Raw genomic sequence first — 25,151 nt, 5'->3', positions numbered from 1 at the left:
GCGTGAATTCGGTGAGGCGGTTCCGACATGCTCTTGACATAGATGCGTTGACGTTGACGACCCATCAGTTAGAAGGAGGGCATCGGTCGTGGCATACGAATTCAAGCTTCCCGACGTGGGGGAGGGCATCCACGAAGGGGAGATCGTGAAGCTGCACGTAAAAGAGGGAGACCGAATTCAGGAAGATGACATCTTCGCCGAGGTTCAGACGGACAAGGCCGTGGTGGAGATCCCTTCGCCGGTGACCGGAACGGTGAAGGAGCTGAGGGTGAAAGAGGGAGAAGTGGCGGTCGTGGGAAGCGTCCTGGCCGTTTTTGAAACGGAAGGGGAGGCGCCGGCAAGCGCCGAGGAGGGGAAGGTGACGGAAGAGCCCTACGCCAATGCCCACGAACAGGCGAAACCGATGGACGACCTTCTGGAGAAGGAAGCGAAGGTGGAGGATGAGGCAGGGAAATCGGAGGGCCGGGTCGAAGCCGAAAGGAGGGGCCGCGGGAAGGTCCTGGCCATGCCCTCGGTGCGCAAGTTGGCCCGGGAGCTGGGAGTGGACATCACCCAAGTGGAGGGAACGGGGCCCCGCGGGCGGGTGACCGCGGAGGATGTGCGCCGGTTTGCCGACGGAGAACCCGCCCGAGCGCAGGAAGAACGGAAGGCGGCGCCGACATCCGGGCAGCTTGTCGAAGAAGAAGAGCGGATTCCCCTTCGCGGACTGCGCCGGACCATCGCCAAGCGGATGGTGGAAAGCAAATATACCGCTCCCCATGTGACGATCATGGATGAAGTGGATGCCGCCGAGTTGGTTTCCATACGGGAACAGGGGAAAAAATACGCGGAGGACCGGGGCATCAAGCTCACGTATCTGCCTTTCATCATCAAGGCGGTCATCGCCGCTCTGCGCGAGTTTCCCGCGCTTAACGCCTCCATCGATGATGAAGCGGAAGAGATCGTCATCAAGCGGCACATTCACATGGGAATCGCCACCGCGACGGAGGACGGCCTGATCGTTCCGGTTGTCAAACATGCCGACCGGAAATCCATCTTCGAGCTGGCTGAAGAGATCGCCGATCTCGCCGAGCGGGCCCGCAGCCGCAAGCTGGATGTGAAGGAACTGAAGGGCAGCACCTTCACCATCACCAATATCGGGCCATTCGGCGGACAGTTCTTCACGCCGATCATCAACTATCCCGAAGTGGCGATCCTCGGTGTCGGAACCATCGCCGAGCGGCCGGTGGCCCGGGACGGGCAAGTGGTGATCCGGCCGATCTTGTCGGTCTCCCTCAGCATTGACCACCGTCTGATCGACGGCGACGTGGCTGCCCGTTTCTTGAGTCGGGTGAAGCAGCTTCTGGAGAACCCAAACCTGCTGATGATGGAGATGAGGTAAGATGGTCGTAGGAGATTTTGCAAACGAAGTGGACGTGTTGGTTGTCGGCGGCGGTCCGGGCGGGTACGTGGCCGCCATTCGGGCCGCCCAATTGGGACGAAAAGTGACGCTGGTGGACAAGGGCGAATTGGGAGGCGTCTGTCTCAACCGGGGATGCATTCCCTCCAAGGCGTTGATCACCGCGGCGGAACGGGTTCAGCAGATCAAGGAAGCGGACCGCATGGGCATCCGTGTGAACGGGGACATCGCCGTGGACCTTCCCGAACTGATGAATTGGAAGGACGGCGTGGTGAAAAAGCTGACCGGCGGGGTGGGTACCCTGCTGAAGGGGAACAAGGTGGACGTGATCAAAGGGGAAGCCTACTTTTCCGGTCCCGACACGGTCCGCATCGCCACGGAGAAGGACAGCCAAACCTACCAGTTCAAGGACTGCATCATCGCCACCGGTTCCCGGCCCGTCGAGCTTCCCAGCCTTCCCTTTGACGGAAAACGGATTCTCTCCTCCACGGAAATCCTCTCCCTCCAGGAGCTTCCCAAGCGGCTCCTGGTGGTGGGCGGCGGCTACATCGGTCTCGAGCTGGGGACGGCATACCGGAAGCTGGGAAGCGAAGTGACCATTCTGGAGGGGACCGACAGCCTGCTCCCCGGCGTGGATCCGTCCCTTGTGCGCATGGTGACGCGCAAATTGAAAAAGCTGGGCGTCACCGTCGTGACCGGCGCCATGGTGCAGGGAGGCGAAAGCTCCGAGGACGAGGTGCGGGTCACCGCCCAGGTCAAAGGCGAGGAGAAAACCTATGCCGCCGATGTCGTGCTTGTGGCTGTGGGTCGGAAGCCGAACACGGATGAGCTGGGACTGGAGCAGGTGGGAATCCAGCTGGACGAGCGCGGCTTCATCAAGGTGGATAAGCAGCTGCGCACCTCCGTTCCGCACATCTACGCCATCGGCGACGTGGCCGGAGGAGCCCTCCTCGCCCACAAGGCCAGCTATGAAGGCAAGGTGGCGGCGGAGGTGATCGCCGGCATGCCCAGCGAAGTGGATGTCCGGGCGATGCCCTTTGTCATCTTCAGCGATCCGGAAATCGCCTACACCGGTCTGACCGAACAGGAAGCGAAGGAAAAGGGATACGATCCCGTTGTCAGCCGCTTCGCCTTCCAGGCCAACGGCCGCGCCCTGACGATGGATTCGGCGGACGGATTTGCCCAGGTCGTGGCGGACAAGGAGAGCAAACAGATCTTGGGTGTGCAGATCGTCGGGCCGGAGGCTTCCACCCTGATCTCCGAAGCGGTGCTGGCGATCGAGATGGGTGCCAATGCCGAAGATGTGAGCCTGAGCGTGCACGCGCACCCCACCTTGCCGGAAGCGGTGATGGAAGCCGCGGAAGGCGTGCTGGGGCAGGCCATCCACATGGTGAAAAAGTGACGCAGCTTTCAAATTTCCCAAAGCCCCCGGCGCGGGGAGGGGGCGTCGCCCCTTCCCCGGCTTCCGGCGGGCCTTTCATCAAAAAATCCCGGAACCTTTTCCGGGATTTTTGCCCTTTAATAGGGGGAGGAAATTCATCGAATTTTGTCGAAGGAAGTACCCGTCCTTGAGGGTATCGTGACAAATATCACAGACCACGGGAGGAACGGGATGGAAACGTCCATTCAGATCGAAGTGCGCTCCACGGAAATCGATGTGTTGGGACATGTCAACAACGCGAAATATCTCGAATATCTGGAATGGGGCCGTGAAGACTGGTATAACCGGATCGGACTGCCCTTTGACGCGTTTTCCGAAATGGGAGTGGGAACGGTGACGGTCAACATCAACATCAACTACCGGAAGGAAGCCCGTCTCGGCGAAAAGTTGACCATCCGGACCCGCCCCCTGCGCAAGGGAAAGAGCAGCTTTGTTCTGGAACAGATCATCGACAACGAGCGGGGGGAGCGGGTGGCGGATGCCCATGTGACGAGCGTCACCGTCGATTTGAAAGAGCGGAAAAGCGTTCCTCTCCCCCCGGAATTGGGCAAGTGGTTTGAATAACCTCCCGGCAGCCCCCGGCGCATGGCGCAAGCGGACAGACGGGGGCCGGAAATCCCTTCCGACCGCCTCTTCGGCGATGGCCGCTTACTTTTTCTCTTTTCGCAACTCGCCCAGCTCGGCGAGGATTCCTTCCAGCTCCATAGGGGTCAAGGTTTCCTTCTTTTGGATCATGCGATACAGAGCCAGCAGCTCGTCGTATTTTTCCAGCTCAAAATCCTCCGGATCGATGATGGCTGCGTTGACGAGTTTGAGGCGGGCTTTGATTTCATCCACGATGTGAGCCACGTTCTCCTTGCTGGGGGTTTCCAAATTCACAAAGACAACTCCTTCCTGTATCGGGTTCCTATTCATTGTATCGAAAACGGGCCGAAATTCCCAAAGAATTTGAGGTCGGCCCGCCGGGAGGCAGATCCGATGGAGAAGCCGAAAGAGTACGCCGATCTGTACGTCCGTTTTTTCATTTATTTCAACATCGACAGGGATTATTACGAATGCCATGAGGTGATGGAAGAGCTGTGGCTGGAAGAAGGGCGTGATCCCTTCTACCAGGGGTTGTTGCAGGTGGCGGTGGGACTGTTTCATTTTCGGAGGGAAAACATAAGCGGGGCCAGGAAGCTGTTTTCATCGGCCCTTTCCAAGCTGAGACCGTATCCGGACCGCTATATGGGGATCGATCTCGGCCGTCTTCGCAAGGAAGTGGAAGAGTATCTGGAGCGGCTGGAAAATTACGAACAGAAACCCTTTCCCTTTTACGATCTGAACATCTCGATCATCGACGAAGATCTGAGGAATCGGATGAAAAAGGGGGGCGCTTAAAGGTGGCCAAAAAATATTTCACCCTGGAGGAGGCAAACAGGCTGATTCCCTTTCTCCGGGGTGAAGTGGAGCAGCTTCAAGCCTTGAAACAGGAGTTTGAGGTCCAGTTTTCCGAGCTGCGGCGGCTGAAGATGCTGCACGGCGCAGGCAATGTAACGATGGAGCGCGAGGACCCCTTTTTCGAAATGGAGGCCCGGCTGGAGTTTCTCCAGATCCAGGCCCGCGGAATCATCCATCGCATCCATGAGGCTGAAGTGCAGTTGAAGGACATCGACATGGGATTGGTCGATTTTCCGGCAAAACTGAACGGTCAAGAGGTGTTCTTCTGTTGGCGACTCGGGGAAGATCGGATTCGCCATTGGCACTACGTGTGGGAGGGGTATTATTACCGGAAATCCCTTGACGATGAACTGCCGGGCGAGGACGATGAACTGCCGGGCGAGTAAAACAAAGCCTTCCGCTTTTTGCGGAAGGCTTTGTTTTATCAGTAATTGTTTTTGACCGTTTCCATTTTCCAGGCGAACACGTCATAGTACAGGAGCCAATCCGTGATGTTTTTGTCTTTGTTGTCGCTGGAATGATAGGTGGCGAAAATTTGGCCGTTTTGGATCTTCGTGATCACGACGCTGTGGTTGATTTGGCCGTCTCCTTCAAAGTCGACGCTGATGATGTCTCCGACCTGCAGTTCTGAAGGCCAAGTGGCGTTTTGCGCATGACGGACATTCTTCATGTGCAAGTAGAAGCTGTGGGCAAGGCTCCAGGTCAGGGCGGGCCGATCATCGTTGTAGAACCAGTAATCGTACAAATTATAATTGCCGACCCGTTCCTTGATGCCGCCGTTTTTGATCACCTGGGAGACAAAGTTGGTGCAGTCGTACCAGCAGTCATAACAACCGCCGCGTTCCCGGCTGTAGAATCCGTATTCCTCGTTGTTCCGCTTGTTCCACCACTTGTACGCATATTCGACGGCTTTGGCCCGGTTGTAGCCGTTGGCTTCCGTTTTCAGCGGCGGCTGATTCGGTTCGGGCTGCTCGGAATCTTCGTCCTGGCCGTCCTCGTTGCCGCTTTGTCCGTCCTCGTTGCTGTCTTGCTCGTTTCCGTCCTGATCCCCGTCGCTGCTGTCATCCCTCTGGCCGTCGTCCCGCGGTTCATCCTTGCCGGTGCCTTTTTGCTTGTTTTCTCCCGGCTCAGCGTCTTTTCCGTCCCGGGGGTCATCCTTGACGCCGTCTTTCGGTTTTCCGTCCTGCTTATCGCCTTCTTTGGGGTTGGGCTGCCCGTCGCCGTCCTGTTGCTTATCGTTCTGTTCTTCCTTGCCGGGGTTTTTTGCCGGTTCTTCGGTCGGCGTGGAAGGTTTCTTTTCGGCTTCTTTTTTGGGCTCGGGTTTCAGCTTGGGACCCGGGTTTTTGATCGGGAGCAGGCTGATCAGTTCAGCCCGTTCCTGCTCCGTCAGACCCTCTTTCTTGGCTTTGCGTTCGAGCTCCTTGATCCGTTTGTTCAGTTCTTTGTTTTCGTATTGGTCCGCCTTCTTGGCAAAATCGGCGAGCTCTCTTTGTTCTTCAGGTGTTTTCCCTTCCAGATCCAGGCCTGCTTCCATGGCCAGTTCCCGGTAGCGCGGATTGTCCAGATCCGGCTTCACGTTTTGCTGTTTGGCCTTCTGGTTGACGATTTTTGCGGCGATGGGATGGCTGCGTTGAATCTCTTCCTTGGACAGGGAGATTTCGTTGTAGTAGTGAATGTGGTCGACCAGCTCTTCATCTGTCGCTTTGGCCAACTCTTCCACCGTCGGTTCTTCTTTCACATCCGTCACAGACTTCTCGGCGTCGGCGGAAGGAGGTGTGGAAGGCTCTCCACCCGAATTAAATCCCGCATACGCCAGCGAAGCGGAAAGGAGGAGGACCGCTGCCGCGCCGATCCAGACGATTCTCTTTCGTGTGATCGAACGCTTGATTCGTGATGACCGTTTTTCCAAGATATATTTCCCCTCCACAATCGGTTGGAAAATGATAGTGCGATCCCATCGTAGAAGATTCTATTAGAATTGTCAATATACTAAACCTCATAATCCGTGGTTTTCTTGGGATAAAAGATATATTCGCAGAAATAGGAGATGTAGTTTCATATAAAAAAGCGATTTGGGGGATTTTTCCATTCCCGCTCCGTGCCGGAAGCGGCCGACCGCGAAAATCTCCGGCAGCCGCTTTGTCTGCCGGGCAAACCGTTCGCGGGCCGGTGGAAAATCTCCAACCCGAACCGGGGGTTCCCCATTTTTTGTCGCGGAAGAAATGGTTCGAAAAGATCCACCGGCACCTTGAACGGAATCCGTTTCCCCCTTTGGAGGCTCTTACCCGAGGGTTTCCTGGATCCACATCTTGATGATGGCGAGACATTCCCGCACCTTGTAGAACGGGGTGAACAGCACCCGGGAATGGACGGGGGCAGGCGTGGCGTCGATTCCCGCTTTTTCGGCGAGGCGGAGAGCCCGATACATGTGGTAGTCGTGGGTGATCAAGTGGATTTGCTCCCAGTTTCGCTTGAGGAGAATCCCTTTTGAATTGGCGATGTTTTCCGCGGTGTTGCGGGACTGATCCTCCAGCAGGAGGCGATCGGGAGGGACGCCTTTGCCTTCCAAATACCGCTTCATTCCCTCGGCTTCCGACGGCCCGTCATCCCCCTTTCCCCCCGACAGGATCAGGTATTGAACCCGACCTTCCCGGTAAAGCTGATAAGCCAGATCCAGACGTTCCTTCAGGGCGGGGCTGGGTCTTCCGTCCCACAGGGCCGCGCCGAGGACCAGTCCGGCGGGGAGGGAGCGCGGCTGGATGGTGGCGTGGTCGTAACGGGAGACCCGGTTCCAGAAGAGGAGGAGGATGAGCAGCAAGATGACGAGAGGGATGAAAATCAGAGTCCATTTCGGAAAGGGCATGATGCATCGCTCCGTTTGAGAGACGGGTTTTTGTCCGATCGGTTGCTCGGTCAGCCGCCGGGCGACCGATGAGAGCTGCGCTTTTTTCCCCTGCGGTTTCTGCAAAAAAACTTGCCGTCCAAGTCTTTCTGCCAATGACAATATAGCAAAAACGCCCCGAAAGGAGAAGTTGCCAATCCACAAAATACCACCCGATTCCTTGCGAAAACGAACGGAATTGGAAGAGAAAAACCTGGTGACCATTTTCGTAGAGGCTATAATGAAAAAAAGCGAGGTGAGTGGTGTGGATCGAAAAGGGAAAATCGGTTTGGCGTGCATGGGAATTTTGGTGATTTCTGCGTATCTGATACCTTATACGGTCTTGACGGAGGTTCCCAGCTGGTATGGAAGCGGACTTTTCTGGGTACTTTTTGCCGTGGCTTCCATTTTCGTCATGGCCTGGCTCACTGCGGAGTGGAGGGAATAAAGATGGAACCGACGCTTGTCTGGACGGGTTTGGCAATTTACGTCGCGGCGGTGATCGTCATCGCCCTGATGTCCCGGAAAGGGATGCAGCGCGAATTAAACGATTATTTTTTGGCGCGAAGGGCGATGGGAGGGGTGCTGTCGGCGCTCAGTTACGGGGCGACGACATACAGCGCCTTCATGCTGGTAGGATTGGCCGGCCTCACTTACCAGGGCGGAGTCGGGGCGCTGGGATTTGAGCTGGTGTACTTGTCAGGGATGGTGTTGGTGGTTTATTTCGGCCCCCGATTCTGGATGGCGGGGAAAAAGTACGGCTATGTGACCCCATCGGAAATGTTGGGGGATCGTTACAACAGCCGGGCGGTGGCCGTCGTGACGGCCGTTGCCAGCTGCCTCTTTCTCATTCCCTACAGTTCGGTTCAGCTGGCGGGGGTGGGTTACCTCTTGTCGGGAATGAGCGGCGGGGCCATTTCCTTCACCACCGGGGCATTGATCGCGACGGTGCTGGCCATCGTTCTCGCCTTGATCGCGGGAATCCGCTCCGTCGCTTGGACGGATGCCTTTCAGGCGCTGATCATGATCGTCACCTCCGTCGGTGTCGTCTGGGTCGTCGCCCGGGGTTTGGGCGGCTTTGACGGTTTGTTTTCCGCCCTGGAGCGCGATTATCCCGAATGGCTGACGGTGCCGGGGAACGGGTTTTTCAGCTTCGCCACCTTTTTGGGGCTGACGTTGCCCTGGTTCTTTTTCAGCATTTCCAATCCCCAGGTGAGTCAACGGCTGTTCATGCTTTCTTCCCTGGCGGAAATGCGGCGAATGCTCCTCCTCTTTCTCGGATACGGCCTTATCTATACCTTGGTGGCCATTCTGTGGGGCTTCTCAGCCCTCGTCCATTCCCCGGATCTGGAGAATCCGGATCTGGCGACCCCGGCCCTGCTCAGCTCGCCCCTGGTTCCCCCGGTGCTCGGGTTGATCGTCATGATCGGCATTCTGGCGGCCGCCATTTCGACGATCGATTCGATCTTGCTCACCTTGTCTTCCCTGGTGGCCCGGGATGTCTATGGAAATCTCGGCAGGGAGGGCGACGCCGCCAACCAGCTTCGGGTGGGGCGTTGGGTGATGCCGCTGATCGCCCTTCTGGCCTACGGTTTTGCCGAGCTGCAATTGGATTTGATCGCCGTCCTGTCCGTCTCTTCCTCTGCCGGGCTATTGGTGATGGTTCCCGCGATTATCGGCGCATTTTACTGGAAAAGGGGAACGGCGGCCGGGGTTCTCTCCGCCGTCGTGACCGGAGGATTGCTGGTGATCTTCCTGGAGCTGACGAAGACGAAACCTCTGGGGCTTTCCTCCGGCATCTGGGGACTTGGCGTCTCCGCGCTCCTGTTCGTCGTCGTCAGCCTCTTCACCAAAGCGCCTGAAGACAAGGCGGACCGGTTTGTCGGCGGCATCCGCAGGCTGATCCGCGAGAAGGGAGCGTTTTGACCGGGGCGGTGCCGTCGGTTTGAAGAGTCGGTTTCCGTTGTTCTGATTGACCGTCTCGCCCGGACGGTGCGGATGATGTCTTGGGACGCGTCGGCATGAAAGGGTTCCGTGAGGCTCCGCGTCGGCGATCAGCGCCGGCTGCGGAGCCGAATTTTTTTGATGTTTCCTTCCGAGGCCGGGTGCCCCGCTTTTGCCCGCATCAATGCAGGCGAGGGTAGTTGGCGAAATGGTTGATCAGGGCTGCCATTTTTTCGGGAGGAAGGTCCATTTCGTTTGCGAGCCAGTCCTTGATTACATGGATGGCACCGCTGACCACGAAGGTGCTCAAATATCTCGAGTTGACCTTGTTCATATGGGGGACGGCGCTCATCATAAAGCGCCGAGCGATCTCCATCAACCGCTTTTCAAAGGCGGGATCCTTGTTCTTGACCAGGAGGGTTTGAAAAAGGAATTGGTTTTCTGCGATGTATTCCAAAAGCTTTTGGGTCATCTTTTGGGACTCTTCTTCGACGGTGAATCGGTAGGTGTTCAAATACGCGATCAGATCCTCGATGATTTCCGATTCGATATGGTTCAACAGGTCATAGGGGTCCGAAAAATGCATATAGAACGTGGAGCGATTGATATCCGCCCTTTCGCAAATCGCTTTGACGGTAATGCCCGAGAGGGGCTTGCCATCGGCGAGCAAGGCGATGAGGCTTTCCTTCAACACCTTGCGCGTGTATTTTTTTCGGCGATCCAGCTTTTCGCGCATTCCGACCCCCCTTTTATATCACCAATATTGCGTCAAATACGACACAAAACGGAAAGGTGTTGGAAAAACAACATGAATTGTAAAACTGTATGTTGTATTTCCGACACGGTGTCCATTAAAATATTAAGGTGTCCGGAACATGAGGTCAAGGGAGGATGAAGACTTATAGATTTCGCTGCAAAAATCGTAAAACACAAAAAAACGATTGTCATTGCCAGCGTCATCCTTGCGTTGATCGGTGCAATTGCGCATTTTGCCGTCTCGGTCAATTACAATATGGCGGATTATCTGCCCCAGGATACACCATCGATGAAAGCGGTCGACCTCATGGAACGCGAATTTGATGAGCCGACCGCCAATGCGCGGGTGATGATTCATCACGTCTCCATCACCGAAGCTTTGGCATACAAAGAGAAATTGGAGGCGATCGATGGTGTCACCGAAGTCACCTGGCTGGATGATGTGATCGATGTAAAGGAGCCCCTCGAGATGGCGGATCCCGATCTCGTGGAGCCCTATTACAAGAATGAAACGGCGCTGATTTCGTTGCACATCCGCGAGGGGGATGAAGTCGAGACGGTCGACCGCATTTATGAACTGATCGGTGAAGAAAACGCCGTCGCCGGTGAGGCCGTCGATACGGCGGTTTCCCAAAAGATGGCCGGTCAGGAGTCTTTCAATGCCGCCCTATTGTTGATTCCCATCCTCATCATCATTCTGGTTTTATCCACCACCTCCTGGATCGAACCCCTGTTCTTTTTGATCGCCATCGGCGTTTCCGTTCTCATTAATATGGGAGCCAATGTTTTTGTAGGTGAGATCTCCTTTGTGACCCAGTCGGTGGCGCCGATCCTGCAACTGGCTGTGTCGATGGACTATGCCATTTTTCTGCTGCACAGTTTTTCAAACCACCGCAAACAGATATCGGATCCCGGCGAAGCCATGCGGCGAGCCATCAAGGAATCCTTTCCCGCGATCGCAGCCAGTGCGTCCACAACCTTTTTCGGTTTTATCGCCCTCTCCTTTATGGAATTTGGCATCGGAGCCGACCTAGGCCTGAATCTTGTTAAGGGAATCGCTTTCAGCTTTCTCAGCGTCATCGTCTTTCTGCCGGCTCTGACGCTGATGTTTTACAAGTGGATCGATCGGACCCAGCATCCACCGCTCGTTCCGAAATGGAAGGGATTCGGAGAGCGGGTGTTGAAACTGAGGATTCCCGTTTTCATCGCCCTGATGCTTTTGATCGTGCCGGCATTTTTGGCCCAGAGCCAAACCTCCTTCGTCTACGGATTGGGCGAGCAGCCGGAAACCTCCCGGGCTGGCGCGGATGCGGCGGCGATCCGGGAAGCCTTCGGGGAAAACAGCACGATGGTTTTGCTCGTTCCCAAGGGGGATCCGGGCAAGGAAGAAAAACTCGTCCAACGCCTGGAGGAACTTCCCCGCATCAAGAGCGTCACTTCCTATGTAAATACCGTCAGTCCGGCCATTCCATCCGAGTATTTGGAGGAATCGGCCGCGAAATCGTTTTACTCCGACAACTACGCGCGCATTATCCTGAACGCGGAGACGGATTCCGAGGGGGAAGAAGCCTTTTCGCTGGTCGATGAAGTGCGGAGAACAGCCGAATCTTATTATGATGAGGTGCATCTGCTCGGGGAGAGCGTCACCTTGTATGACATCAAAAAGACGGTGGAAAGGGATCACGCTATCGTGAATCTGTTGACGATCAGTTCGATCGCCCTCGTGCTCCTCTTCACTTTCCGGTCGCTCTCGATTCCCGTCGTCCTGCTGCTGACGATCCAATCGGCCGTTTGGCTGAACTTGTCCGTCCCCTACTTCACCGATTCATCACTGGTTTACGTCGGTTATTTGATCATCAGCACGGTACAGCTGGCCGCCACCGTCGATTACGGCATCTTGCTTACGGATACCTATCGAAACCTCCGCCAGGAGATGCCGGCCATGGAAGCGATCAAGAAAACCCTCGATGACAAACTGTTTTCCATCCTGACACCCGCTTCCATCCTGTCGACCGTCGGCTTTATCCTGTTTTTCACTTCCAGCAACCCCATCGTGTCGTCGATCGGGCTTTTGCTGGGAAGAGGCGCGCTGTTGGCGTTTGGAATGGTCGTCATCGCCCTGCCTGCGATGTTGATCCTTTTTGACCGGGTGATTGAAAAGACCACGCTGCGGCCGAACTTTTATCAGGGAAAAGGGGGATGCTGATGAGTCTCAAACGGACGGGGGGGATGTTCCTGGCCCTCCTTCTGCTTGTGTCGACACCCGTCACGCTGACGATGGCACACGGCGCACAGTCCTCCGGAAAAGGTTCCTATTCGGGGAAAAGCGAAGTCGTATATGCCACCTTGGAGGCCGACGGCGATCAAAAGGAGATCTATGTCGTCAACAAGTTTTCCGTCGACCGGCCCGGGAAGATCATCGACTACGGCCCCTACACCCGTGTAGAAAATTTGACCGACTTGACGGAGATGGAAGTGGACGGCCAGCGGGTCGGGTTCGTCACTTCGAAGGACCTGTTTTATTATCAGGGGACCCTCAAGGACCGGCCGCTCCCCTGGGATATTGATGTCTCGTACCGGTTGAATGGCAAGAACTTACCCCCTGAACAATTGCTGGGCAAGGATGGAAAGCTGGAGATCCGCATCCACACCCGAGCCAACGAAAAGGCGGGAGAGAATCCCTTTTTCGAGAACTATATGTTGCAGATTTCCCTCACGCTGGACCCGGAAATCTATGAAAATGTCGAGGCGAAGGACGGGACGATCGCCGAGGCGGGCAAGAATCAACAGGTGACTTTCACCGTCATGCCCGGGAAAGAAGCGAGCTTTGTCGTGAGAGCCGAAGTCCGGGACCTGGAGATGGAGAGCATCCAAATCACGGGCATTCCGCCGGGCCTGTCCGTCGACATTCCCGATGCCGATGGGATGATGGACGGAATGAGGTCCCTGTCCGATGCGGTACAGGGAATCGATGCGGGCATTAGCGAACTGAACAAGGGGATGGCGGAACTTCATCAAGGGGTTGAAGGTCTGTACGGGGGGTCGAAAAAATACAAGCAGGGAATCCGCGAACTGGAGCAGGGTTCCGCGGAATTGATCGAAGGATCCAAGTCGATCCGCGACGCCTTAAAGAAATTGAGCCGGTCCCTCGGAGGAGATGCGGATCAGATCGATGTGGGCCAATTGAAGGAACTGCAAAAGCGGCTGGCGGACATGGCCGGCGGGCTGAAGCAAACCGAAAATTCCCTGACTGCTCTGCAGGATCAATATACGAAGGCCTACCATGCCTTGGACCGATCGATCGCGGCGATTCCCGCCCAGGATATCTCCGAGGAGGACATACGGCAATTAAAAGCCAGCGGGGCCGATCCCCGGGTGGTCGACCAATTGGTCCAGACCTATACGGCCGCCCGTGCCGCCAAGGATGCCTACACCGCTGTGAAGGGCAGCTTCCAGGCGGTAAATCCGACCCTTAAAGAGGTTGCTCGATCCGTGCGTGAGATGAGTATCTATATCGAAATCATCGCCGATCGATTGGACAACAGTCTGAATCAAACCCATCTGGATGAGTCGATGAAAAAGTTGCAGCAGGGCTTGCAATCCCTCTCGGAGCAATATGGCGCCTTCCATTCCGGGCTGGTCGATTATACCCGCGGCGTAGCCCGGCTGTCCCAAAACTACGGACGTTTGCATACCGGCATCGCGGAGATGAAGGATGGAACTCGGCAGTTTCAAACGGGCATGCATGAACTGCATCAAGGCACATCGAAGTTGGCCCGGTCGACCCGAAATTTGCCGGATCAAATGCAGTCCGAAATCGATCAAATGGTCAGCGAATACGATCGTTCGGATTTTGATCCCGTCTCCTTTGTTTCATCCAAGAACAAAAAGGTCAAGTCCGTGCAGTTCGTTTTGAAAACCGAGAGCATCAAAAAAGAGGAGGACAAACCGAAAAGCGGACCGAAGGAAGAGGAGAATAAGGGATTTTGGAGCCGGCTGTTGGATTTGTTCAAAAGCTGAAACCCGAGCAATTTTTTGGACGCAGCCCGGGCAATCGCCCGGGTTTTTCCGCTTGCAGAAATAAAGTTTTCCGGATCTGTCCGCCGCGGCCGGCTGGAGTCGGAGCCTCTTTGCGTTCCGGTTCATCCCGGAATTTGGGAAGGGAGACAGGCTGTCGGCATGGGCGGATCGTGTTACAATCATGGGTGAAACTCATCGCTCGATCCGCGGTTCTTCCGTCCTGTGATGGGTGTCGATCAAAAGAAGCAGGAGACCTGTTCTATGAATATCGGCCGTTTTTCCGTGGCTCCGGTTCCGGCGCTCATTGTCGGCATCGTGGCCATATCCTTTTCCGCGATTTTCATCAAGTGGTCGGATGCTCCCGCTTCGGTCCTCGGCATGTACCGGCTGCTGCTTACGGTTTTGCTGATGGCTCCTTTCACGGGGAGTTCCGTTCGCCGGGAAGTGCGGAAGATCAAGCCGGCGGACGCCGGACTGCTTTTCCTGTCGGGATTGTTTTTGGGGCTGCACTTCCTGTTCTGGATCGAATCCCTCCGTTACACTTCGGTGGCCAGTTCGATGATCGTCCTGTCCCTTGAGCCGGTATTTGTCGCCCTCGGAGCCTACGCGGCGTTTCGGGAGCGGACCGGCGGAGCCGCCCTGCTCGGGATGGGGATGGCCCTGGCCGGAACCGTCCTGATCGGATGGGGGGACATCGGTTTCTCCAAAGAGGCGGTCTACGGGGATTTTCTTTCCCTGCTGGGCACCCTGGCCGTTTCCGTTCACATGTTGATCGGCCAAAGGCTCTGTGCGTACATCCCTTCCCATGTGTACAGCTTTCTCGTCTTTTCGACGGCCGCTCTGGTCCTGGCCGTATATAACCTGGCGGCCGGAATCGGGATGACCGGTTATCCGGCGCGGGAGTGGGGCATTTTCCTCCTGTTGGCCGTCGTTCCCACCGTTTTCGGCCACCTCCTGTTCAACAGCCTGCTCCGGGTGGTGGGTGCGACCACCGTCTCCATGTCCATCCTGGGGGAGCCCGTGGGGGCGATTCTTCTCGCCTATCTGCTGTTGGGGGAAGGAATCACCGATTACCAGGCGGTCGGCGGAGCCCTGACCCTTGCGGGACTCGCCGTTTTTCTGAGGACGAAGCGAACGGGGCCTTCGGAGGAGAAGCCGGCGCGGGAATCGGCTTGACTCTTGCGTGACGGGAGGCTTTCCTCGGCCGCCCGAAGGGAATGGGTTTGTTGAGCATCCTTTTGATCCAACAAACCCATTTCCTTTATGGAGGTGGAGATCATGCACTGGGGCGACGAGCGGAAGCGGGAGAGGTCGTTGCGGACGGCGGGACGGAACGATGAGGCCCGGTCGGAGCAGGAAGGCGGAGGGCCGCCTTTCGGTGTTGAGATTCGCCGGGCGTCCGCGGGGGATCGGGAGGCCATCCTGGAGGTGGTTGAGACCTGCTTCGCGGGGGGACAATCGTCGGGGCGCATTGAGGAGCGGTTTTGGCATGTTTATGCGCCGGATCGATTTGATCCCGCCTCCTGGCAGGTCGCCGAAGCCGGAGGGCGAATCGTCGCCGCCGCGGGTTTTCCGACCATCGACCTGAATGTCGGCTCCTTTTCCTTTCGGTGTGCCGGGGTGACGGGGGTTTGCACCCTCCCCGAGTGGCGGGGGCGCGGCTTGATGAGCGCCCTGCTGAAGGCGGGTATGGATGACATCGATCGGCGCGGGCTTCCCCTCAGCCTTTTGAAGGGCATGCGCCACCGCTACCGCCGGTTCGGATTTGAGGATGGAGGTTGTCGGCTGGGCCTGGTTCTCCATCGGAAGCGCTTTCCCGATCCCGGCTGGAACGACGAACAAGTGGTTCACGTCGCGGGGATCGGGGCTTCGACGCAATTCCCTCCGGGTTTTTGCGAAGGATTGTTGGCTGTTCAAAAGCGCTACCTTGGACGGGCGTTGCGTTCCCCTTCCGACCAGAGGGCGATGATCTCCCGCCGGGGGGTTCACACCCTTTGGGTGGAACGGGACGGCCACGCCGCCTACGCGCTGGTGGGAGGAGCGACGGGTCCCCACCTGGATGACGGATTTCCCCCTGCGGAGGAGGGGGGTGGAACGTGGAGCAAACTGTATGAGGTGGCAGGGGACTCCCGGTTGGCGCTTGAGCTCCTCGGCTTTCTGATGCGGAAGGGAAGCGGGAGCCTGCAGGTGCTGGTCAGCCCGCGTTTAAACGCTCTGGAGAGGCGGTTGTGGGAGAGGGCGGAACGACAGTTTCTCAGCCCGGCGGGGATGATCCGCATTCACGATCTGGCGGCGCTGCTCGGGGCGTACACCCCCTGGTGGAAGGAGCGACCCCCGTCCGGGGCGGATTCGTTGGCAATGGTTATGGAGGATCCGGAGGGCGGCGCGCAGGCCGTGGAGATTGCGTGGGACCAAAGGGGTGTGAGGATTCGGCGGTTGGAAGCGCCTCCGGCCGGCGCTGAAGGGAAAGTGGTCCGCGGCGACCGGTGGAATTGGGCCCAGGCTCTGTTTGGACCCCTGGATGTGGAGGCTGCCCTGGGACCTTCCCCGCATGCCCGCCGTCTGAGGGAGCTCTTCCCGCTCCCTTTTTGGCCGCCGCGACTGGAGCAGGTGTGAGGGAGGCGGGGATGGTTTCCGCCGCCGGAAGGGGAGGACATCGGTCGCCGTTGCCGAAAGAGATGAAGGAAAGCGTTTGATTCCGATCTGAAAGGAGCCGAACCCGTGAAATTGTTCATATCCGCGGACATGGAGGGCATCTCCGGCGTGGCAACCAATGTCCAATTGAAAAAGGAAAGCGAGTACCAGCGTTTTCGAAAACTGATGACCGAGGACGTCAACGCTGCCGTCGACGGAGCCTTTGCGGCCGGGGCGGATGAGGTGGTGGTGTGCGACGGTCATGGAAACATGCCCAACATCCTTATCGAGGAGCTGGATCCGCGAGCCCAGCTGATTTCGGGAAACAATCGGGTGATGTGCCAGCTGGAGGGGCTGGACGAAACCTTTGACGGGGTGTTTTTCGTCGGGTACCACGGCCGGGAGGGCGGCGGGTACCGGGGAGTGATCAATCACACCTTGGCGGGCATCTGTGTGGAGCAGATCCGAATCAACGGGCGGCCGGTGGGAGAGGCGGAGATGAACGCCGGGGTGGCCGGCCGTTTCGGCGTGCCCGTACTGTTGGTGACGGGGGACGACGTATTGGAGAAAGAGGTGAAGCAAACCCTTCCCGAGGCGGAAACCGTCGTGGTGAAACAAGGGGTGGACCGGTTCGCTGCCCGGTTGCTCTCCCCCGAGAAGGCGCGGCGCATGATTCGGGAAAAGGCGATGCGGGCGGTCGAGAGGCGCCGGGAGATCCCCCCTTACCGGATCGGGACGCCGGTGACCTATGAGATCGACTTCAAAGCTACCAACCAGGCCCTGATGACCACCACCCTGCCCACGGTGGAGCAAATCGGTCCGAAGACGATCCGCTTCACCCTGGACGATCCCGTTACCGCGTACAAGCACATGTGGGGTTGCGTCATCATCGCCATGTCCGCCACCAACGGCGTATTGGGCCATGTGAACGCGTAGGGTCCGGGAGGAATCCGGTCGGAGACGGGTGTCCGGGGCGGACATCCGTTTCCGTTTGTTTGAACGGGTGCTGCATGGAAATAGGCTTTCCAAACCGCAGTTCAGGAGGTGGAGCGATTGGCGGCGGAAACCCTGTTGCAGGTGAAGGGGCCGAAGGAGCTGATCACGCTGTCCGGCGAGCGGGACAGAGGGGGGACGTGGCGCTGGTGGGTCGACCGCGGCGAAAAAGGTGAGGAAAGGCGCGAATGGGACGATTGGCTGGATGCCTTGCTGGCCATGGATGAAGATCCTTGGGAGGAGTATGAACCGATCGCCGTCCATCCGGATTTCCGGTCGAAAATCTGGGGGGCGGTCCTGCAGCGCGCGGCGGATCCCGCCGGTCTGGTTCCCTGGTTTCGGGCCTGTTTTCCGGAAGATCCGGTGCCGGATCCACGGAGCTGGGAGGAAAAGTGCCCCCTGCCCCGCTTGGCCGAGGAGATCCGCAAGGTCCGGGACGCGGTCGTTCTGACGGGGGCGGGGATGTCCACGGAAAGCGGAATACCGGATTTCCGTTCATCGACGGGTTTGTGGCGGAAGATTGATCCGCGGCGCGTGGCCACGGTGGAGGCGATGGAGACGGATCCTGACCTGTTTCGCCGGTTTTACGGGGAACGCCTGCGGAATCTGGAAGACGTCCGTCCCCATGCCGGCCATTATGTGCTGGCCGAGTGGGCGAAACAGGGGATCGTTCGGGCGGTGGCCACGCAAAATGTGGACGGATTGCACCACAAGGCGGGAAGTCCCGAGGTGTACGAACTGCACGGAACGCTCCGCACGGTCCGCTGTCATCGGTGCGGAAGCCCCGCCGAATTGGAGGATTTCCTCGAGGGGCGATCCTGCGGTCTGTGTGGGGGGCCCCTTCGCCCCAACGTCGTGCTTTTCGGCGAACTGCTGCCGGAAGAGGAATGGGACCGGGCGATCCGGGCCATCCGCGAATCCTCCCTTCTTCTGGTGATCGGCACCAGTTTGGAGGTATATCCCGTCAACCAGCTGCCGATGCTGTCCACGGGCCGGAAGGCGATCATCAACGGGAGCGCCACCGAATGGGATCACCGGTTTCACCACGTCATCCACGCCAGGATCGGCAAAACCCTGTTGAAGCTGGATCGCCTGGTGAAGGAGATGAAGTAGAAGGGAGGATTATCTCTTCCGACGGGAGGACGCGTTGTGGCGGCTCCTCCCCGCCGGATTCACAGTCATCGCGTTTAGTCGATAAGGAGGCGAATTATATGGGAAAAGGGGAACTCTCCGGCCGCATCGCGGTCGTGACCGGCGCGGGGCGGCGCCGGGAGATCGGCACGGCCATCTGCCGGGCCTTGGCGGACAAGGGTGCGGACATCCTCTTTGTGTGGCATCCCCATGACCGAAGGATGCGGGATGAAGGGGACGACCCGGCCGAACTGGAAGCGGAACTGAGGAGCAAGGGTGTGCGTGCAGAAGGTTTTGCGATGGACCTGTCTTCTCCGGCCGCTCCCGAGAAGGTGCTGAACCGGGTGGAGGAGCGATTTGGATCCCCGTCGATTCTGGTGAACAACGCCGCCTACTCGACCCTGGACGGCGTCGACGGTTTGGATGCGGACACCCTGGACGCGCACTATGCGGTGAACGTCCGGGCCGCCGTTTTGCTGAGCGTCGGCTTTGTCCGGTGCTGGAAGGGAGAACGGGGAGGACGCATCATCAACCTCACCTCCGGCCAGTCCCTGGGCCCGATGCCGGGGGAGATCGCCTATGTGACCTCCAAGGGTGCGATCGAAGCGTTTACTTCCACCTTCGCCGTGGAGGTCGCTTCCCGGGGGATTACGGTCAATGCCGTCAACCCGGGGCCGACGGACACGGGATGGATGACCGAAGAGCTGAAGCGGGAGCTCTTGGCCCGTTTTCCGACCGGGAGGCTCGGTCAGCCGGAGGACGCCGCCCGACTCATTGCCTTTCTCGCCGGAGACGAAGCCGAATGGATCACGGGGCAGGTGATCCACTCGGAAGGGGGATTTTGGCGGCGGTGAAAGGGGGAACGGAAAGCCTCCAAGGCCCATGGGCGGGAGCGACGATTCCTCTGCCCCCGTTGTGATGAGCGGAGCGTTTGCAACCATTCCCCTTTTGTTTCGGATGTTGTCACGGGATCACCGGTGGTTTGAGACTGTCGGAGGCGGGAGTGTTCAAAGCATTTGTCGATTGGAAGAAGAAGCGGCTTGCCGTGTTGGATGGGGAAAGAGTGGAATGGTGCGCGGATGAACCCGTAAGGAGCCGAGAGGCAAACGGGACGGCGAGCCGAAATTTAGGGCATTTCCGGATCGGAGCCGGGGATGCCCTGTTTTTTCGCACGGACCTTTCGGGAGATTTCGAAGAGAACGACTTGCGCATCTGCGAAATCTGTTATATATTAAAACAAAATTATTTTTAACTGTTATTAAACAGATTGGGGGTGCCGCCATGTCTGGAAACAAGGGGTTGGATGCCCACAACCACGGTCTGAGCGCGTGGGAAATGCTGCATCACGAACATTGGGACCTGTCACTGCTGGAAGAGCTTCGGAAGCGGTTGAAGGCTGCCGTTGAACACCTGACGGAACATCTGGCCGAAGTGGAATGCCCCTGCGGCGACAAACAGCGCGATATCGAATACTATCGGGGATTGTTGGAGGACGTGGAATGGGGCATCCGGAACCGAAACCTGTCACCTGTCCCGGTCATCGAGGAATCCCTACGGGAATACATGGCAAGGAAGCATCCGCGGCACCGCTGCATCAAACGCCTTCTGCTGACGCGCCACCAGTGGGGAATGGAGCTGATGGGGCAGACGTGCGGGGAATAAAACAACGCGGGAATTGGGCGAATCCGATCAAATTGTGCCTTGTCAAGGGAACCAGAACTGTATTATAATAGATCACAAATAGCAAAACTGTTATTAAACAGATGGGGTTTTTCTCCCCGGTATAAGGAGACGATGAGCATATGGCCAAAGATCAGGCTTGGCGGCACGTGCTCCTTGCATTGGACCTGTTGCATCATTACCAGTGGAACATCGCCCTGATGAAAAAAGTCCGGAACGAGATGAAGGAAGCGATCGACAGGATGGCGGAGCGACTGGCCGCGGGAAACGACGGGGATGGAAGCCGTGCGGAGGACCTGCGGTTTTTCCTCGGTTTGTTGAACGATGTGGAGTCGGGGATTCAAAACGGGAATCTGCTGATCATGCGCTCCGTCGAACAATCCCTGATTCGTCATCTCCTCAAAAGGGATCCGGATGACCGCCACCTGCACCAGTTGCTCAGTACCAAGCGGGACGGAGAATTTGACATGGTTTCCGTATGATCGGGGCGGATGAGCGCCTTCGGAAAAGGATCAGTCGATCGAACGGGAGTGAGGAATCCGGTATGGAACAGCCGATCAGTCCGGCACGCATGCGCCTGGTCAAGGAGGCGATTCAGGCCCAGGAACAGTATCTGAAAAAGCTGGAACGAATCCGCAGAGAGTGGAAGAGGATTATCGAGGAGGAGGATCGGAACAGCGGACAGCGAACGGAAGTCAGCGCCCTCGAGCGAAAGTACCTGTTTGAATACGGCGATTTGGGCACTCTCTAATCAAGTGAAAAGGCCGTTTTGTCCCGGGTTTGAGCCCTTGGGAGGACAAAACGGCTTTTTTTCTTGTCCCGATAGGGGAGGTGATGCGTCGATTGCACCGACCTCCGGCCGCCGGACGTATTTTTCGCCGGCTTTCTTGGGCGAAGGCGGAACGCAGCCTCCGCGCGATCCCTTTTTTGCGGCTGGATGGTCGCGGCCGGCATGATGGCCCGTCAGCCGAGTGCCGCGGCAAGGGCGCCGAGCATCTTGCTCCAGGCATCCTCGGCGCTTCGCGAAGTCGGACCAGTCGAGGGTCAAGGCCAGCTTGCACCCCGCCTCCAGAGGTACGATGCTCGATGGTCACCCCGGAGCTGGCGCCCGCCACCCCCAGGTGAACCTCAGACGGCGGGCCGGTCGATCTAGATATTCCCCTGCGTAGTTGATTTCCTGCCCTTGACGAGGCACGACAAAGGAAACCCGCCACCCACGCGCGGGCGAGGGAAATGGGCACCGCTTATTCTTCACGGACAGCGGGCACGAACATCCGTTTGTCGATCATCTCGAGGTCCAGCCGGGCGTCCAACACGCGCTCCAAAGAAGCGTTGAAGCGGCGGGTGACGCGTACCTTGACTTCCGGTTCCGTGTTCATGGTGATGATCCTCTCTATGATCGGATTTGAGCGTGATTTGGTTGAGACCGAAAACCGCTCCATCTGATTCGAGCAATGTTGCCGGCAAATCGTCCGGGGGCATCCTGTCCGGGGAATCCGGGCACATATTCATGTCAGCCGGCAGAGGCCGGCATGCGGCGGGCAAATAGGGTGGATATCGGGAGGTCCCTTGTAACCCTCGATCCCCGAGTGGTATATTTGCTTCCAGAACCGTGACGGCGGGTTTGCCGAGGAGTAGGGATCGATCCTGAAGGTAGCGCAAGCCCCAAAGAACGGGGATGTGATAGCAATATGCATCGCCCTCCTCCCGCTTCCGGCATGATCTCTGTTGGGGGATCGCCTCCCGGGCATGGGTGGAGGGCAAAAACTCGTCGGAGGTCGTTATGCGATGAAAAAGGCTTACAGTCGGATTTCCCGGGGAATCGCCCTTTTGATCGTCGTCATTTTCCTGTGGGGAAGCGTCGGATGTTCCAACCCCGAGGGAACGGACGAAGCTTTCCGGGTGGGCATCGTTCCGGCACAGAACAAAGGAAACATGCAAAAAGCGATGGACAAGTTGGAAAAGGTGTTGTCCGATCACCTCGGCAGAGCGGTGGAAATCACGGTGTATGCCGATTATCAAGGCGTGGTCGAAGCGATGAAATACAAGAAGCTGGAGATGGCGTACTTCGGTCCTCTCACCTACGTCCAGGTGCAGGAGAAGACGGGCGCCCGGGCGATCGTCACCCAGCTGATCGACGGGAAACCGTATTACCACTCCTACATCATCGTGCCGAAGGACTCTCCCTACCGCTCCATCGACGATCTCGTGAAGCACAGCCGCGACATCCGGTTTGCCTTCGGCGACATCAACTCCACTTCCGGCTCCCTCATCCCGGGCATCGAGCTGAAGAAGCGCGGGGTTTTTACGGACCGGGAAAACCACCGGTTCAAGGGAGTCACGTATACCGGTTCCCATGACATCACCGCCCTCGTCATCCAGAACAAGAAGTACGATGCGGGAGCCATCGACAGCGCCATATACAACCAGTTGGTGGAGGACGGGAAGGTGGACGGGGACAAAATCCGGGTGATCTGGAAGTCGGAAAAGCTGTTCCAATATCCCTGGGCGGTCTCGGAGATAGTGGACGATGAGACCGTGAAAAAGCTGCAGAAAGCCTTTCTGTCGGTCAAGGATCCGGAAATTCTGGGAGTGTTCGGCGCAAGCGGCTTCACTACCGCCAAAGACAGCGACTACGAATCGATTCGACAAGCGGCCCGGGAGGCGGGGAGGCTCGAATGAAGGAAACGGGTGACGCAACGATCAGGCCAGCCCTTAAATATTTTCTCCTCGCCGTTTCGCTTCTGGTCCTCGTCTTTCTCAGCGTGTGGGATATGGGATTGAACCTGGAGGATATCCGGGACCTTCCCAACACCTTCGATTTTTTGGGAGAGCTGTGGCCCCTCGACTTTTCGATGGTGGACCAGGCCCTGAACGAGACGCTGATCACCCTTGAGATTGCGTTTCTCGGCACGTTTTTCGGACTGATCGTCGGGTTCCCCTGCGCCTTTCTGGCTGCCCGCAACACGGCGCCCGGAGCGGTGTATCACGGGATGCGCGGTTTCCTGACGTTCCTCCGGTCGATTCCGGAGTTGGTCATCGCGCTGATTTTTGTCCCCACCTTCGGACTTTCTCCCCTGACGGTGATCGTGGCCATCTTTCTGCACAACATCGCCGTGTTGGGCAAGCTGATCGCCGAGCTGATCGAGGCGGCCGACCCCGGTCCCCAAGAGGCGGTTGCCGCGACGGGAGCGCGGAAGGTGTTGGTGGCCCTGTACGGGATTGTCCCGCAAATCGTCCCCGTGGTTTTGTCCCAGTATTTTTACCGTTTGGAGGTGGGGGTGCGCTCCTCCCTCCTGTTCGGGGCGATCGGGGCGGGGGGGATCGGCGATATGCTGTTCATCCACTTCAAAACCTTTGAATACGCCGCCATGGCGGTGGATGTGTTGATTATCATGGTGCTGATCGGGCTGTTGGATTACGCGGGAGCTTTTTTCCGCTCCCGGGTGATCGGATGACCCTGCAATTGGTCGACTTGAGCAAGCGGTACGGCAAGGAAGGGGAGCCGGCTCTCGAAGGGATCGATTTGACGGTTTCCCCGGGGGAGTTTGTCGCGGTCCTCGGCCGCAGCGGAGCGGGGAAATCCACCCTGATTCGCTGCATCAACCTGTTGGTTCGCCCTTCTTCCGGGAAAGTGATTTGGAACGGGCGGGATCTCACCGTCGCTTCTGCCCGGGAGCTGTCCCGCGCCAGGCGGGAGATGGGCATGATCTTCCAGCAATTCAACCTGATCGGTCCGCTGGATGTGCTGACCAATGTGCTGGTGGGGGCCTTTCCCGCTCTGCCTCTGTGGCGTTGCGTTCCGGGCCTTTTTCCCCGGGAGGCGGTGGATCGGGCGATGGAGGCGCTGGAGCGGGTGGGGATCTCCCATCTCGCCCGGCGCAAGGCGAGGGAATTGAGCGGCGGCCAGCAGCAGCGGGTGGCCATTGCCCGGGCGCTGATGCTTCGCCCCCGGATCATCCTCGGGGATGAACCCGTCTCCAATTTGGATCCGGTGTCAGCGCGGCGGATCCTGGAGCTGCTTTTGGCCATCCATCGGGAGGAAAACCGGATCACCCTCCTCAACCTGCACGATGTCCGCCTGGCCAAAGCCTTCGCCACCCGGATCATCGGATTGGACGGGGGAAGGATCGTGTTTGACGGCACCCCCGAATCCCTGACGGAGGCCGAGGAGAGGCGGATCTACCGGGACGGCGTCGATTGAGTCGGGTTTCGAGGTATCCGCTACTTCCCCTTCTTGTGATAAGATGAAAAAAGGGCCGGTAGGACAATCTGAAAAGGAGGAAATCGATATGGCTCAGGAACGCACGGGAGTTGTGACTTTTAAAGGAAATCCGGTCACCTTGGTGGGAAATGAGGTGAAGGTGGGGGATACCGCTCCCGACTTCACGGTGTTGGCCAACGATCTTTCCCCGGTCACGCTGGCGGACAGCAAAGGTTCCGTCCGCATCATCAGCGTGGTTCCCTCTCTGGACACCGGCGTCTGCGACCAGCAGACCCGTCGCTTCAACGAGGAAGCGGCTTCCCTGGAGGGAGTCCGGGTTTTGACGATCAGCGTTGATCTGCCCTTCGCCCAGAAGCGCTGGTGCGGTGCCGCCGGCGTGGATCGGGTGCAAACCCTGTCCGACCACCGCGACCTCTCCTTCGGAACCGCCTACGGTGTGGTGATCAAGGAACTGCGCCTGTTGGCCCGGGCGGTGTTCGTCGTGGACAAGAACGACAAGGTGGTATACGCCGAGTATGTGCCAGAAGTGACCCAGCACCCGAACTACGAAGCGGCGATCGAAGCGGCCAAAAAGGCGGCCTCGTAAACAGGGAACAGGACAACAAAC

Annotated in this window: 26 protein-coding genes; 21 read left to right on the top strand and 5 right to left on the bottom strand. The window is 57.9% G+C overall.

Annotation, left to right across the window (positions count from 1 at the left end):
• The first annotated feature begins 88 nt into the window (after window positions 1-88).
• From CLV97_RS15285 to CLV97_RS15275, 3 genes are all read left to right on the top strand, one after another.
• Entirely contained in the window at window positions 89-1,381 is a 1,293-nt protein-coding gene (locus tag CLV97_RS15285; RefSeq protein ID WP_106346395.1) for a dihydrolipoamide acetyltransferase family protein, read from the top strand.
• Window position 1,382: 1 nt separating this feature from the next.
• Window positions 1,383-2,801, top strand: coding sequence for a dihydrolipoyl dehydrogenase (lpdA, locus tag CLV97_RS15280; protein WP_106346394.1), 1,419 nt, complete (start codon window positions 1,383-1,385; stop codon window positions 2,799-2,801).
• A gap of 210 nt (window positions 2,802-3,011) precedes the next feature.
• Window positions 3,012-3,404: an acyl-CoA thioesterase gene (locus CLV97_RS15275; RefSeq protein WP_106346393.1), complete on the top strand. Its 393-nt coding sequence runs from the start codon at window positions 3,012-3,014 to the stop codon at window positions 3,402-3,404.
• Between the two features lie 84 nt (window positions 3,405-3,488).
• Here the strand turns inward: CLV97_RS15275 and CLV97_RS15270 are convergent, their stop codons facing one another.
• Window positions 3,489-3,719 (bottom strand): DUF1128 domain-containing protein, encoded by a 231-nt coding sequence (locus CLV97_RS15270; protein ID WP_106346392.1) that lies wholly within the window; start codon window positions 3,717-3,719, stop codon window positions 3,489-3,491.
• 99 nt (window positions 3,720-3,818) lie between these two features.
• Between CLV97_RS15270 and CLV97_RS15265 the strand changes: the two genes are divergently transcribed.
• Together CLV97_RS15265 and CLV97_RS15260 are read left to right on the top strand one after the other, a co-directional pair.
• Window positions 3,819-4,220 carry a DUF309 domain-containing protein gene (locus tag CLV97_RS15265; RefSeq protein WP_106346391.1) on the top strand — a complete coding sequence of 134 codons (402 nt, stop codon included), beginning with the start codon at window positions 3,819-3,821 and terminating at the stop codon, window positions 4,218-4,220.
• 2 nt (window positions 4,221-4,222) lie between these two features.
• A complete protein-coding gene (locus CLV97_RS15260; protein WP_106346390.1) occupies window positions 4,223-4,666 on the top strand; it encodes a DUF2203 domain-containing protein in 444 nt (147 codons plus the stop codon).
• A gap of 38 nt (window positions 4,667-4,704) precedes the next feature.
• On the opposite strand, the gene CLV97_RS15255 is transcribed toward CLV97_RS15260, so the two are convergent.
• Together CLV97_RS15255 and CLV97_RS15245 are read right to left on the bottom strand one after the other, a co-directional pair.
• Window positions 4,705-6,189, bottom strand: a complete 1,485-nt coding sequence (locus CLV97_RS15255) for an amidase domain-containing protein (RefSeq protein WP_106346389.1) — start codon at window positions 6,187-6,189, stop codon at window positions 4,705-4,707.
• Window positions 6,190-6,561: 372 nt separating this feature from the next.
• Window positions 6,562-7,143 (bottom strand): YdcF family protein, encoded by a 582-nt coding sequence (locus CLV97_RS15245; protein ID WP_211295771.1) that lies wholly within the window; start codon window positions 7,141-7,143, stop codon window positions 6,562-6,564.
• Window positions 7,144-7,378: 235 nt separating this feature from the next.
• On the opposite strand from CLV97_RS15245, the gene CLV97_RS18260 reads away from it, so the two are divergent.
• Both CLV97_RS18260 and CLV97_RS15240 read left to right on the top strand, forming a co-directional pair.
• Window positions 7,379-7,609: a hypothetical protein gene (locus CLV97_RS18260; protein WP_170070563.1), complete on the top strand. Its 231-nt coding sequence runs from the start codon at window positions 7,379-7,381 to the stop codon at window positions 7,607-7,609.
• A 2-nt stretch (window positions 7,610-7,611) separates the two neighbouring features.
• On the top strand, window positions 7,612-9,087 hold the full coding sequence (locus tag CLV97_RS15240) for a sodium:solute symporter family protein (protein WP_106346386.1): 1,476 nt from the start codon (window positions 7,612-7,614) through the stop codon (window positions 9,085-9,087).
• A gap of 199 nt (window positions 9,088-9,286) precedes the next feature.
• Here CLV97_RS15240 and CLV97_RS15235 read toward each other — a convergent pair whose 3' ends face one another.
• On the bottom strand, window positions 9,287-9,841 hold the full coding sequence (locus tag CLV97_RS15235) for a TetR/AcrR family transcriptional regulator (RefSeq protein WP_106346385.1): 555 nt from the start codon (window positions 9,839-9,841) through the stop codon (window positions 9,287-9,289).
• Window positions 9,842-10,117: 276 nt separating this feature from the next.
• On the opposite strand from CLV97_RS15235, the gene CLV97_RS15230 reads away from it, so the two are divergent.
• The 10 genes from CLV97_RS15230 (at window position 10,118) to CLV97_RS15180 (ending at window position 21,070) form a co-directional block, all read left to right on the top strand.
• Entirely contained in the window at window positions 10,118-12,067 is a 1,950-nt protein-coding gene (locus tag CLV97_RS15230) for an efflux RND transporter permease subunit (RefSeq protein WP_245891634.1), read from the top strand.
• A complete protein-coding gene (locus CLV97_RS15225; RefSeq protein ID WP_106346384.1) occupies window positions 12,067-13,881 on the top strand; it encodes a coiled-coil domain-containing protein in 1,815 nt (604 codons plus the stop codon). The genes CLV97_RS15230 and CLV97_RS15225 overlap by 1 nt, the downstream gene beginning before the upstream one ends.
• 261 nt (window positions 13,882-14,142) lie before the next feature.
• On the top strand, window positions 14,143-15,057 hold the full coding sequence (locus tag CLV97_RS15220) for a DMT family transporter (protein WP_106346383.1): 915 nt from the start codon (window positions 14,143-14,145) through the stop codon (window positions 15,055-15,057).
• Window positions 15,058-15,159: 102 nt separating this feature from the next.
• Entirely contained in the window at window positions 15,160-16,497 is a 1,338-nt protein-coding gene (locus CLV97_RS15215) for a GNAT family N-acetyltransferase (protein ID WP_170070565.1), read from the top strand.
• 105 nt (window positions 16,498-16,602) lie between these two features.
• Complete coding sequence (locus CLV97_RS15210) at window positions 16,603-17,451, top strand: M55 family metallopeptidase (RefSeq protein WP_106346381.1); 849 nt, start codon at window positions 16,603-16,605, stop codon at window positions 17,449-17,451.
• Between the two features lie 117 nt (window positions 17,452-17,568).
• Window positions 17,569-18,621, top strand: a complete 1,053-nt coding sequence (locus CLV97_RS15205; RefSeq protein WP_245891633.1) for an SIR2 family NAD-dependent protein deacylase — start codon at window positions 17,569-17,571, stop codon at window positions 18,619-18,621.
• Between the two features lie 98 nt (window positions 18,622-18,719).
• Window positions 18,720-19,493, top strand: a complete 774-nt coding sequence (locus CLV97_RS15200) for an SDR family oxidoreductase (RefSeq protein ID WP_106346380.1) — start codon at window positions 18,720-18,722, stop codon at window positions 19,491-19,493.
• Window positions 19,494-19,920: 427 nt separating this feature from the next.
• On the top strand, window positions 19,921-20,301 hold the full coding sequence (locus CLV97_RS15190; protein WP_106346378.1) for a hypothetical protein: 381 nt from the start codon (window positions 19,921-19,923) through the stop codon (window positions 20,299-20,301).
• Between the two features lie 140 nt (window positions 20,302-20,441).
• Window positions 20,442-20,801 carry a hypothetical protein gene (locus CLV97_RS15185; protein WP_106346377.1) on the top strand — a complete coding sequence of 120 codons (360 nt, stop codon included), beginning with the start codon at window positions 20,442-20,444 and terminating at the stop codon, window positions 20,799-20,801.
• A 62-nt stretch (window positions 20,802-20,863) separates the two neighbouring features.
• Window positions 20,864-21,070 (top strand): hypothetical protein, encoded by a 207-nt coding sequence (locus CLV97_RS15180; RefSeq protein ID WP_146130522.1) that lies wholly within the window; start codon window positions 20,864-20,866, stop codon window positions 21,068-21,070.
• A 493-nt stretch (window positions 21,071-21,563) separates the two neighbouring features.
• On the opposite strand, the gene CLV97_RS18820 is transcribed toward CLV97_RS15180, so the two are convergent.
• Window positions 21,564-21,698, bottom strand: a complete 135-nt coding sequence (locus CLV97_RS18820) for a hypothetical protein (RefSeq protein ID WP_281257619.1) — start codon at window positions 21,696-21,698, stop codon at window positions 21,564-21,566.
• A gap of 409 nt (window positions 21,699-22,107) precedes the next feature.
• Between CLV97_RS18820 and phnD the strand changes: the two genes are divergently transcribed.
• The 4 genes from phnD to tpx all read left to right on the top strand — a co-directional run bounded on the left by phnD (window position 22,108) and on the right by tpx (window position 25,130).
• Window positions 22,108-23,001: a phosphate/phosphite/phosphonate ABC transporter substrate-binding protein gene (phnD, locus tag CLV97_RS15175; protein ID WP_106346375.1), complete on the top strand. Its 894-nt coding sequence runs from the start codon at window positions 22,108-22,110 to the stop codon at window positions 22,999-23,001.
• Window positions 22,998-23,777 carry a phosphonate ABC transporter, permease protein PhnE gene (gene phnE / locus CLV97_RS15170; RefSeq protein WP_106346374.1) on the top strand — a complete coding sequence of 260 codons (780 nt, stop codon included), beginning with the start codon at window positions 22,998-23,000 and terminating at the stop codon, window positions 23,775-23,777. The genes phnD and phnE overlap by 4 nt, the downstream gene beginning before the upstream one ends.
• Window positions 23,774-24,523 (top strand): phosphonate ABC transporter ATP-binding protein, encoded by a 750-nt coding sequence (gene phnC / locus CLV97_RS15165; protein WP_106346373.1) that lies wholly within the window; start codon window positions 23,774-23,776, stop codon window positions 24,521-24,523. Before phnE ends, phnC begins: the two co-directional genes overlap by 4 nt.
• A gap of 88 nt (window positions 24,524-24,611) precedes the next feature.
• Complete coding sequence (tpx, locus tag CLV97_RS15160; protein WP_106346372.1) at window positions 24,612-25,130, top strand: thiol peroxidase; 519 nt, start codon at window positions 24,612-24,614, stop codon at window positions 25,128-25,130.
• Window positions 25,131-25,151 lie beyond the last annotated feature (21 nt).

Source organism: Planifilum fimeticola, from assembly GCF_003001905.1.
Lineage (GTDB): Bacteria > Bacillota > Bacilli > Thermoactinomycetales > DSM-44946 > Planifilum > Planifilum fimeticola.
Note: the sequence above shows the minus strand (reverse complement) of the source record. Positions and strands in the feature narration are given on the sequence as shown.